General features: G+C 53.6%; 6 protein-coding genes, 1 other RNA gene and 3 pseudogenes. All 10 read right to left on the bottom strand.

What is annotated here, in order from left to right; all coding sequences use genetic code 11:
• Positions 1-805 (bottom strand): annotated as a pseudogene (locus tag GM30_RS03765) (serine dehydratase subunit alpha family protein); the annotation flags it as partial.
• 239 nt (positions 806-1,044) lie between these two features.
• Positions 1,045-2,409, bottom strand: coding sequence for an L-serine ammonia-lyase (gene tdcG, locus GM30_RS03760; protein WP_049847545.1), 1,365 nt, complete (start codon positions 2,407-2,409; stop codon positions 1,045-1,047).
• Between the two features lie 82 nt (positions 2,410-2,491).
• Positions 2,492-2,884 carry an enamine/imine deaminase gene (locus tag GM30_RS03755; RefSeq protein WP_049847543.1) on the bottom strand — a complete coding sequence of 131 codons (393 nt, stop codon included), beginning with the start codon at positions 2,882-2,884 and terminating at the stop codon, positions 2,492-2,494.
• A 14-nt stretch (positions 2,885-2,898) separates the two neighbouring features.
• A pseudogene (gene pflB / locus GM30_RS03750) lies at positions 2,899-5,177 on the bottom strand (formate C-acetyltransferase).
• Positions 5,178-5,197: 20 nt separating this feature from the next.
• Positions 5,198-6,406, bottom strand: a complete 1,209-nt coding sequence (gene tdcD / locus GM30_RS03745; RefSeq protein ID WP_049847542.1) for a propionate kinase — start codon at positions 6,404-6,406, stop codon at positions 5,198-5,200.
• 41 nt (positions 6,407-6,447) lie between these two features.
• Positions 6,448-7,779: a threonine/serine transporter TdcC gene (gene tdcC, locus GM30_RS03740; RefSeq protein WP_049847541.1), complete on the bottom strand. Its 1,332-nt coding sequence runs from the start codon at positions 7,777-7,779 to the stop codon at positions 6,448-6,450.
• A gap of 22 nt (positions 7,780-7,801) precedes the next feature.
• Complete coding sequence (gene tdcB / locus GM30_RS03735; protein ID WP_049847540.1) at positions 7,802-8,791, bottom strand: bifunctional threonine ammonia-lyase/L-serine ammonia-lyase TdcB; 990 nt, start codon at positions 8,789-8,791, stop codon at positions 7,802-7,804.
• 101 nt (positions 8,792-8,892) lie between these two features.
• Entirely contained in the window at positions 8,893-9,831 is a 939-nt protein-coding gene (gene tdcA, locus GM30_RS03730) for a transcriptional regulator TdcA (protein ID WP_049847539.1), read from the bottom strand.
• A gap of 641 nt (positions 9,832-10,472) precedes the next feature.
• An RNA gene (gene rnpB / locus GM30_RS03770) (RNase P RNA component class A) lies at positions 10,473-10,849 on the bottom strand.
• Positions 10,850-10,881: 32 nt separating this feature from the next.
• Positions 10,882-11,872: pseudogene (locus GM30_RS03725) on the bottom strand (glycerate kinase).
• Positions 11,873-11,920 lie beyond the last annotated feature (48 nt).

The following is an 11,920-nucleotide window of genomic DNA, read 5'->3' as shown; positions in this document are numbered from 1 at the left end:
TCATGGCAGGCAGCGTCGCGCCCCCCATACGCGCGTCCGAGGCGGCGCTGGTGCGGATGACAATGTCACTCGACAGATCGCGGGCCATCAACCCGCGCTGGCGTTGCCGATCGAGCGTCGCGCCAATGTGCAACCCCCACTGCCCCCGCAGCCCTTCGCGGGATAAGGCATCATTCAGATGGGCAGCGTCGAGTATGAAGCGAATATCCTCAAACGGCACCTCGTTGATGAAGGCAAAAATATCCTGCAGCGAGGTCTCTGCGAGGATTTCCAGCGGGCAGGCCACCGCTTCCGTCGGTACATTGTCATTACGTTCGAAAAGCACGTCGCCCTGTTTTTCGATACGGGTGATGCAGGTATGTCCGCCCGCAATCGTAACGCTGACCCACGCGTCACCGGCGTAGACCTTTGCCCGCGAAGAGAGGATCTCCTCGCACGGGTTTTCCAGCATTACGCGCACTTTACCGTTATCCAGCATCTCTCTGGCGCAGGCAATATCCTGCGCAGTGGCCTTGTTGAGCACTTCCAGCCCGGCACTGGCATCGCCTGCGATCGCCCCAAGCGCGGCAGCGATGGGCAGCCCGGTCATGCCGGTTCCCGGTACCGTCACGCCCATGCCGTTTTTCATCAGATTCGGCGACACCCAGGCATCAATCCGGTCCACGGTCCCGTCCAGTTTCTCCGCAGCGGTGGCGCAGGCCAGCGCCAGCGAAACCGGCTCAGTACACCCCAGCGCCGGTTTTACCTCTTCCTGCACGGCGCGGATGAATTTTTTCCATAATGACTGTTTTTCCGGGTTTACCATATTCACGACCTTGACTGCCTGTTTGTCCGCTTAAGGAATGCCTTAGATAGTGAAAATGATACCTGTGAGTAAGGAGAAAAAAGTCACAATGACGGCGGGAATATGGGGCAAAAGGAGAAAATATTTGTACGGATAATCAATAAAGAGAAACTTATTTTATTAAAAACAGAAATGAGAGGTACATCATAATTTCAGCGCGCTGTATTGTGGCGGCCAGACGACCACCACAACAGGTTTCATTAATCACACACCACTTTGATCGCCAGGCCGCCGCGGGAGGTTTCGCGGTATTTGTCGTTCATGTCTTTGCCGGTTTCATACATGGTTTCAATGACTTTATCGAGCGATACCCGCGCTTCGCTGGTGCGTTGTAGCGCCATGCGCGCGGCATTCACCGCTTTTACCGCGTTGATGGCGTTACGCTCAATGCACGGGATCTGCACCTGACCGGCCACCGGATCGCAGGTCAGCCCGAGGTTATGCTCCATGGCGATTTCCGCCGCCACGCACACCTGCTGTGGGCTGCCACCCAGCAGTTCGGTTAACCCGGCCGCCGCCATCGAACAGGCCACGCCCACTTCGCCCTGGCAGCCCACTTCGGCGCCCGAAATCGAGGCGTTCATTTTATACAGCGAACCAATGGCACCGGCGGCGAGGAAATAACGCGATACGGAATTCGCGTTTACCGCCCGGCGGAATTTGTCGTAGTAGGCCAGCACTGCCGGGACGATCCCGCAGGCACCGTTCGTCGGCGCGGTAACCACGCGCCCACCCGCGGCGTTTTCTTCGCTGACCGCCAGCGCGAACATGTTGATCCAGTCGATCACGTTCATCGGATCCTGTGAAACACGATCGCTCGACACCAGCATCCGCCGCAGCGCCACTGCACGACGCGGAACCGTCAGCGGGCCAGGCAGCACGCCTTCGGTGTTGATCCCACGCTCAATGCAGGTGGTCATGGTTTGCCAGATACGGTCAAACCCGTCTTCGATTTCCGTTTTACTGCGCAGCGCCAGCTCGTTTTGCATCATCAGTCCGGAGATGGATAGCCCGTGCAGTTTACACAGCGACAGCAGCTCGCCGGCGGAGGCGAAAGGATACGGCACCGGCTGTTCAATGTTATGGTTCTGGCCGAACTGCGACTCCTCGACGATAAATCCGCCGCCGATGGAGTAATAGACTTTTTCCAGCAGCGGTTCATTGTCGCGCCAGGCCGTGATGCGCATGCCGTTTTCATGCCGTGGCAGCGCGGTTTCGTGGAATGTCACGCTTTCAGGCATCGGGAAGGCGACGAGGGCGTTGCCGTTCGCCACCGGCAGTTGCCCGCTGCGGGCCACCTGCTGGATAAATCCCGCAATGGCGTCAATTTTGACGTTCTGCGGGCTGTTGCCTGCCAGCCCCATGATCACCGCGGTATCGGTGGCATGACCTTTGCCGGTCAGAGACAGTGAGCCATACAGATCAACGCTGATGCGTCCGGTTTGTGAAAGCCATCCCAGGCTTTCCAGTTCATCAATAAACTGTTTGCCCGCATTCATGGGGCCAACGGTGTGAGAACTGGAGGGTCCAATGCCAATTTTAAAAATATCGAATGAGCTAATCATCTTCAGCACCCGCTCAAAAAGTATGGGGACACCCGACTTCAGGACAGGCCGTCACGGTGACGGCCTGTAGGCTGACGCGCGTTTAGCGTTCACCGCGATAGGCGATCGCTTCAATTTCCAGCTTCACATCTTTCGGCAGGCGAGCCACCTGCACGCAGCTGCGCGTCGGATAGACCGCATCATGCTCATCAAAAAATTGCTTATAGACGTCATTGATCACCGAAAAATCATTCAGGTCAGTGATGAAGACGGTGGTTTTCACTATGTCCCCGACGCTCAGACCTGACGCGACGACGATGGCCTTCACGTTTTCCAGACTCTGGCGCGCCTGCGCGGCGACGTCATCCGCCACTGAACCATTTTCCGGGTTTACCGGGATCTGGCCAGAGGTAAAGACCATCGCGCCGAGATCAACGCCCTGCACATAAGGGCCAATAGCCCCCGGCGCGCGCGTGGTTTCAATCACTTTTTTCATGTTTATTTCCTTTTTCAAATCGCCTGGGTAAAGGTGCGCGAAATGACATCCTGCTGCTGTTCGCGCGTCAGTGCGTTAAAGCGCACCGCATAACCCGACACGCGAATCGTCAGGTTGGGATAGTTTTCCGGGTGGGCGATGGCATCCAACAGCATGTCGCGGTTCATGACGTTGACGTTAAGATGCTGCCCGCCTTCGACCGTTGCGTCTTCGTGATGGAAATAGCCATCAAGCAGACCGACCAGGTTGGTTTTCCGCACGCCGTCGTCTTTGCCCAGCGCCGCAGGAACAATCGAGAAGGTGTAGGAGATCCCGTCTTTGGCGTAGGTGAATGGCAGTTTGGCGACCGAGGTTAGCGAGGCGACCGCGCCTTTGCGATCGCGACCGTGCATCGGGTTCGCGCCCGGCGCAAACGGCGTGCCCGCGCGGCGGCCATCCGGCGTATTCCCGGTTTTCTGGCCATACACCACGTTGGACGTAATGGTCAGAATCGACTGCGTTGGCACTGCGTTACGGTAGGTCGGTAACGCTTTAATTTTCTTCATAAAGCGTTCGACCAGATCGCAGGCAATGCTGTCGACGCGGTCGTCGTTGTTACCGTACTGCGGATACTCGCCTTCAATCACGAAATCGACGGCCAGCCCGCTCTCATCACGCACCGGTTTCACGCGGGCGTATTTGATGGCGGAGAGCGAATCCACCGCCACCGACAACCCGGCGATGCCACAGGCCATCGTGCGATAAACATCGCGGTCGTGCAGCGCCATCAGCGACGCTTCGTAGCTGTATTTGTCATGCATGTAGTGAATGAGATTCAGCGCACTGATGTACTGCACCGCCAGCCAGTCCATGAAATGGTCCAGACTGTTCATCACGGTGTTGAATTCCAGCACATCATCCATCAATGGCGCGGTTTTCGGCCCGACCTGGATTTTCAGTTTTTCGTCCACACCGCCGTTAATGGCGTACAGCAGCGTTTTCGCCAGGTTGGCGCGGGCGCCGAAGAATTGCATCTGTTTGCCGATCACCATCGGGCTGACGCAGCAGGCGATGGCGTAGTCGTCGCTGTTGAAATCCGCACGCATCAAATCATCGTTTTCATACTGCAACGACGAGGTGGTGATAGACATTTGCGCCGCGTATTTTTTGAACGCAATCGGCAGCGCTTCCGACCACAGAATGGTCAGGTTGGGCTCCGGCGCAGGTCCCATGGTGTGCAGGGTATGCAGGTAGCGGAACGCGCTTTTGGTCACCAGCGTGCGGCCATCCAGCCCCATCCCGCCGATCACTTCCGTCGCCCAGATCGGATCGCCGGAGAACAGCGAGTCGAATTCCGGCGTGCGCAGGAAGCGCACCATGCGGATCTTCATGATGAAGTGATCGACCAGTTCCTGCGCCTGCGTCTCCGTCAGCACGCCTTTACGCATATCGCGTTCAATATAGATATCGAGGAAGCACGCGGTACGGCCCAGAGACATCGCCCCGCCGTTCTGTGATTTCACCGCCGCCAGATAGGCAAAGTAGAGCCACTGCACCGCTTCCTGCGCCGTACGCGCCGGGCGCGAGATATCGCAGCCATAGCTCGCCGCCATTTCCTGGATTTCCAACAGCGCGCGGCGATGCTCTGACAGCTCTTCACGCAGGCGGATGGTGGCTTCGAGATCTTCACCGCGCTCGAGGCGTGACTGCAAATCAGCAAACTGCAGTTCGCGCTCGCGCACCAGATAACGAATGCCGAGTCGCCGATGATGCGGCCACGACCGTAACCGTCCGGCAGCCCCGTCAGGATCCCCGATTTACGGCAGCGCAGCATTTCCGGCGAGTAAACGTCAAAGACGCCCTGGTTGTGCGTTTTACGTAAGTGCGTAAACACATATTCAAACTGCTCGTCCATTTCACGGCCATAGGCGTCGAACGAGCTTTTAATCATATTGATGCCGCCAAACGGATGCAGCGCACGTTTCAGCGGTTTATCGGTCTGCAGGCCGACGATTTTTTCGAGATCTTTTTCAATGTACCCTGGTGCGTGGGCAGTAATCGTTGTTGCCACGTTGACATCAAAATCGACTGGCGCATGCGTGGCGTTTTCCGTACGGATGCCCGCCATGACTTTTTCCCACAGTGCCGTGGTCGCGGGGGTGGCGTCGGCAAGGAAGGTTTCATCGCCTTCATACGGCGTATAGTTATTCTGAATAAAATCGCGAACGTTTATTTCGTGCTTCCATTCCGAACCATTAAATCCCTGCCAGGCGTCGGCATACAGCATATCGCTGGTATCGATATTTACCTTCATGAAATTACTCTCTTTAGAAATTAAGCGTATTCAGCTGTCGCGTTAATTTTTCCTAAATGAATGGCATCAAGCGCAATCATTTTCTCTTCATTGGTGGGGATTACCGCGCAGGCAATTCGCGAATCTGGCGCAGAAATAATTCGCTCACCGGCACTGCCGGGTAATTTATTCTTTTCATGATCCAGTTCGATGCCGAATACGTGTAAATGTTCGACAACCAGCTGGCGAATCAGCGTGGAGTTTTCACCAATACCGCCCGTGAAAATAACGCCATCAAGACGATGCAGCGCCATTGCGTGTCCACCAATATGGCGCGCAATACGGTGCACGAAGGTTTTAATGGCTAAACGCGCATGATAATGCCCCTCGTGCCAGGCTTTTTCCAGCACCCGCAAATCGGATGACAGACCGGAAATGCCTAACAGACCGGACTCTTTATTCACCACGCGCTCAAGATCGCCGAGCGTCTGTCCGGTCTGGCTGGCAATCCACGCCATGGCACCGAAATCAACGTCGCCGCAGCGGGTACCCATCATCAGCCCTTCCAGCGGCGTCATGCCCATGGAGGTGTCAACGCTCTTGCCGTTGCGAACCGCGCAAATAGAGGCGCCGTTACCGAGGTGAGCAATCACTACGCCTGAATCCTCGTCAGACAGGCGCAACAGATGATGCGCGCGCTGCGCAACATAGCGGTGCGACGTGCCGTGGAAGCCATAGCGACGAACGCCAAGCTCCTCAAAATAGCGCCACGGCAAGCCGTACAGATACGCTTCCGGCTCCATGGTCTGGTGGAAACTGGTATCAAATACCGCGACCTGCTTCACGCCAGGGAACAATTGCTGAGCGGATTCAACGCCGCGCAGGTTGGCGAAATTGTGCAGTGGTGCCAGGGGTGAGACCTGGCGAATCAGTTCAATGACCTCATCGGTGATCACCACCGATTCGTTAAATATACTGCCGCCGTGAGCAATTCGGTGACCAATTAAAGCCACGCTATTCATTAAATTGCGTTTTTCCAGTTCGAAGGTAATCGCTTTCAAAGCACATTCATAATTCTGGTGAGCCAGCAATGCTGGCTCACCTCCATTAACACGTAAATATGCTTCTTCCGTATTGATACCTTCTGTAATACCCGTCAGCAATACATCCTGCGTTTCTACATCAATCACCGAAAATTTAACTGACGATGAACCACAATTAATGACCAGTACGACAGGGAATTCCATCATTTTACTTCTCCGCTCATCCAGATACTGAGCATTTCGGTTAATTAAAACAGTTTGTAGACAATATTCAGAATGGTCAGCAGACCAATAACGGTGACGAAAATATTGTCCGCTCTGCCTTTGAATTTCGCCAGCGCAGGGGTTTTCCGGATGGCATACATCGGCAGCAGGCACAGCAGGGAGGCGATGATCGGCGCGCCCATCGCTTCAATCAGGTCGAGAATGTTCGGGTTGGCATACGCCACGACCCAGGTTGAGCCCATGATGAAAACCATGCTGATGGTGTTCAGTTTGCCCATCGACACTTTGGTTTTATCGCCTTTGTAACCGAACTTGAGGATCAGACCGTTCAGCCCTTCCAGGGTGCCGAGATAGTGACCGAAGAACGATTTGAAGATAGCGACCAGCGCAATGATTGACGCACCGAATTCCAGTACGGTAGCGAACGTGGATTTGGTACCGGACAGGGACGCAAAGTGGTTCGCCAGGTAAGAGAGCACCGGAATGTTCTGCGCTTTCGCTTCCGCCATGTTGGCCGGAGACAGTGTGAACAGGCAGCTAAAGGCGAAGAACATCACCACTGCCACCATCAGCATGCTGGCGCGAGAGATGATCTGAGAACATTTACGCTCGGTGAAATCTCTGCCGAAATCCTGCTCGTACTCTTCACGCTTGGAGACCACGAAAGAAGAGACGATCGGTGAGAAGTTAAAGGAGAAGACCATGATGGAAATCCCCAACCAGACGGTGACCAGAATGCCGTCATGACCGGTAAAGGAGAGATCGCTCAGGCTCACCTGATCAATCACCGCAGAGTTCCAGTACGGGATCAGCGACAGGGAAATCAGCACCAGGCTGGCAATGAACGGGAAGACCAGGAAACTCATGACCTTCACCATCAGATCTTTACCAAACCAGATGACGAAAGCCATCAGGAGCAGCAGGAACAGTGCGACCACGCCACGGTTAAGGGCGGCGTAACCCAGTTGGTTTTCCCAGAAGGTCATGAAGGTGTTGGTGATCGTGACGCCGTAAATCCACAGCAATGGACAGATTGCGAAGAAATACAGGAATGTGATCACCACACCGCCGGTTTTGCCGAAGTGCTCTTCTACCGTCTCAGTAATATTACCTGACGGGTTAGCGCCTGACAGACACAGACGCGCCAGTGCGCGGTGGCATAAAAACGCAATCGGATACGCCAGCACCAGCATAATAAGAATGGGTATTAAACCACCGTAGCCTGCACGAATCGGGAAGAACAATACCCCGGCACCGATTGCGGTACCGAACAGGCCCAGCGTCCAGGTCGTGTCTGATTTTCGCCATGCCGAGGGCTTTGCCTGGCTGGCAATAATAGTCTCTGTGTTACTCATATCGAGTCCTTAGCAATAATAATTAAGCACCAACAAAACCGGTAATTTGTGAAACGCGGGACAGATCGATATTACCGCCGGAAATAATGCTGACGGTTTTACGTTTCTGAATATAATCGTCAAGTTTACCACTCAGTAATGCCGCAGACGCCAGCGCACCGGCTCCTTCGGTAATCACTTTATTTCGCTGAATAAGTGCAATCATGCTGTCGCGAATTTCGTCTTCGGTGACCAGAACAATATCGTCAACCAGTTCAGACACAATTTCGAACGGTAAAATACCCGGACGTGCCACATCACAACCGTCAGCTAATGTACTGCTGTTACGATGGTTGGTAATTTCACCGGCATAGAATGACGCTGCCATGCCATGCACGTTTTCTGACTGGACGCCAATAATTTTAATCGTCGGGTTAATGGATTTAATCGCCGTGGCAATCCCGGCAATTAAACCACCGCCGCCGATCGGTACAATGACGTTATCGACGTCATACAGATCCTGCAGGATTTCCAGGCCGATCGTTCCCTGTCCGGCGATAACATGCGCATCGTCATACGGCGGAATGAAGATCCGGCCTTCCATTTCGACGATTTCACTGGCTCTGGCGATGGTGTCGTTGAAGCTGTCGCCGTGCAGGATCACTTCGGCGGAATAATCCTGTGTCGCGGCGACTTTGGACTTCGGCGCGCCCTTCGGCATCACCACTTTGCCATCAATGCCGAGCATCGCGCAGGAGAGAGAAACCCCTTGCGCGTGGTTGCCTGCGGAACAGGCGACGACGCCTTTACGGCGTTCGGCTTCGGTCAGTGAACTCAGCTTGTTGAATGCACCACGAATTTTAAAAGATCCCGTGCGCTGCATGTTCTCAAACTTGAGGTATATTTCACCTTTACAACGTTCACTTAGATAATTAGAACGCGGCATGCCCGTCTTATAAATTTTGCCTGCGAGTCTTTGTTTTGCTATTTGAATATCATCAAGAGTGACCGGGAGATCGTATGTAATATGCATTTCATCCTCTACTCATACAGAGTGATACTAAATTCAGATAATACCGGGTCGTCGGAGATTCGATAGAAATCTCCGGGTAGTGTTGTTTTAAATAAAATTAATTAAATGCTTTCTGCAAATCGCCTTCGCCTTGTGCAGTCCTGCGATGAATATTGTTTTGCCAGTTCCACTAATACTGATGCTGATTTTTTAATGCGATAATTCTTTGACCATATTGCTGCATAGCGTGCTACCGGTAATTCGTCTTCAACAGGTAAAGTAATAAACTGATTCGATCCAAATGGTGCGGTCATATCGCACGGGATCACCGTCAGGAAATTGGCATTCAGAACCAGGTTATAGATAGTGACGACGGAATCGGTTTTTACTATGTTGTCGGTGCTGATGTGATGGCTTTGGAGGGTGGTGAGCAGTTCTTTGTAGTATCCCATATTGGTGTCCGGCAAGACCCACTGTTCGTTTTTCAACGACTCCAGTGAGGTGGTTCCGGTGCACGTTCGGGACTGACTGGCGACCACGGCAAACTCCGATTCAAACAGCGACTCGACGTGAAGATCCTGCAACTGCATATCTTCACTTAACGTCCCGATAGCGAAATCCAGCCGCCCGTCGCGCAGCGCGGGCAGGAAGGACGACAGCTGGGCTTCATACATCGAAACCTGCGCTTTCGGGAATACCTCTTTAAACGTTTTCATCATGCTGGATAAAAACGTAAAACCAATGAGTGACGGATAGCCAAACGACACGTCAACCACGCTGCTGCAGCTGAGGCTGTTCATTTCGCTCACCATGTTCTTCATCTCTCGGGTAATAGACTCCGAGTACGTCAGCAACACCTGTCCGGCACTGGTCAGCGTTACGCCGGTATTTTTACGGACCATCAGCTCGATACCGAAGTTGGATTCGATGTCGTTAATGATCTTACTGACCGCAGGTTGAGTCAGCCCAAGCTGTTTGGCCGCCGAGCCAATTGAGCCGCTTCTAATGACTTCCTGAAAAACAACAAGGTGTTGTGTCTTTGGCAGAAGAACATTATCCATGTCACTCTTCCTATATTTCATATTTCGGCCGGAATTCTATTAAATAAAGCAGGCACGGGTATGTGCGATCACTCACAATTTGCCGGAACGCATGTTTACCCACCGTTTAAAAAAGAGATTAAACAGTTAAATATCAATATGTTGAATTATTTTTAAAATGACTTTTGCCTGACTTTTATCAATAAAAATCGCGGGAATAACTTTATTTTATGGCAATAACGGTCACCTCTGAAACTATATTTGCGCGAGGGAAACAAGACCATATTTCAATCGATTATCGTATAATTCCTAAGCGGTTCCTCATACATTTATTTTTTAATTTATAAAATAATCTAAGAAATTATGACAGCCTTGCCGATTAAATTCGGCGCAGGTCACATAAAATTGTTAAATATACATTCAAGTTAATAGATCATTAGCATTTGCCAATGAATTCACCCAACAAAAACGAAACAACGCAAACAAGTATGCAACACCGGTTTTTTTGCCATTTTCAGGCGTTTACCAGGGTGCCTTCGCCAGCTTGCAGAATAAGAATCTGCAAAATATTGGGTTTACGGCAGATTTGTGGAGTTTGTCGCAAATGCGATAAATTGTCCGAAGGGGAAATGAAAAACCCCGCCGAAGCGGGGTTCTCAAATGTTCGAAGCTGACCGGTAAGCCGGGTTCTGTCGTGGACAGTCATTCATCTAGGCCAGCAATCGCTCACTGGCTCAAGCAGCCTACCCGGGTTCAGTACGGGCCGTACCTTGTGAACCCCTATTTGGCCTTGCTCCGGGTGGAGTTTACCGTGCCGCGAACTGTTGCCAGCCGCGCGGTGCGCTCTTACCGCACCCTTTCACCCTTACCTGATCCCGCTTGCGCGGGCCATCGGCGGTTTGCTCTCTGTTGCACTGGTCGTGGGCTTGCGCCCCCCAGGCGTTACCTGGCACCCTGCCCTATGGAGCCCGGACTTTCCTCCCCTGCACCCGTCTCCCCGAAAGGACAACGACACAGCGGCGACTGTCTGGTCAGCTTCGGCGCGTAGTATAGAGGGTTTACGCGCCAATGTCACCCTTCCGTCATCATCCCGACGCGCAGCGTGGCGGCGATGTTTCGCGACGCGCGATAAATGTTATCAAACGCCCCACGGAACGCCTCCTCCAGCGTGCTGATGCTGGTTAAGACGCTGAATACTGCGTCGATGCCGTGCTGATGCACCACGCCCACATCGCGCGTCAGGCTGCCCGCAATCAATGCCGCTGCGCAGCTCGGCGCCTAAAAATGCCATCAGCGCCGCGCCCATGCCGCCCGCCGCACCGGCACCGGGGACTGCTTTCACATCAATGCGCAACGACTTTTTGATCACTTCCGCGTAATGCTCCAGGTTGCGATCCAGTTCGGCAATCATCGCTTCGGACGCACCTTTCTGCGGCCCGAAGATCCGTGACGCGCCACTCTCGCCAGTCAGCGGGTTGGTCACATCGCAGGCCACGCGGATCGAACAGTTTTTCAGACGCGGATCTAACTGGGAAATATCGATCGCGTTCAGGCTCATCAGACAACCGCCGCCGAAACCGATCGCCGTGCCGTTGGCATCACACAGCGACGCGCCGAGCGCCTGCATCATGCCGGCACCACCGTCATTGGTGGCGCTGCCGCCAATGCCGATAATGATATTTTGCGCGCCGTGATCCAGCGCCTGCAAAATCAGTTCGCCGGTACCGCGCGACGTGGTGAGCAGCGGGTTACGCTGTGCGGGTGGCACCAGCGCCAGTCCGCTGGCGGCGGCCATTTCAATAAACGCGGTATGCCCGTCGCCGGAAATGCCCCATACGGCATCCACCGGTTCACCCAGCGGGCCGGTGACGCGCGCGGTCATTTCAGACCCCTGCGTGGCGGCTATCATCGCCTCGACGGTGCCTTCCCCTCCATCGGCGACCGGCACTTTGACATACTGTGCATCAGGAAAGATTTCCCGAAATCCTTTTTCTATTGCCTGCGCTACCTCAGTGGCAGAAAGGCTTTCTTTATACGAGTCTGGGGCGATGACGATTTTCATAGTGAGTAGCCTGTTACCACACAACGCCAGAAGGCGTTTCACTGTTCC

Source organism: Trabulsiella odontotermitis, assembly GCF_001188485.1.
Classification (GTDB): Bacteria; Pseudomonadota; Gammaproteobacteria; order Enterobacterales; family Enterobacteriaceae; genus Trabulsiella; species Trabulsiella odontotermitis_A.
The sequence above is the reverse complement of the archived record's forward strand: the minus strand, read 5'-3'. Positions and strand labels throughout refer to the sequence as shown.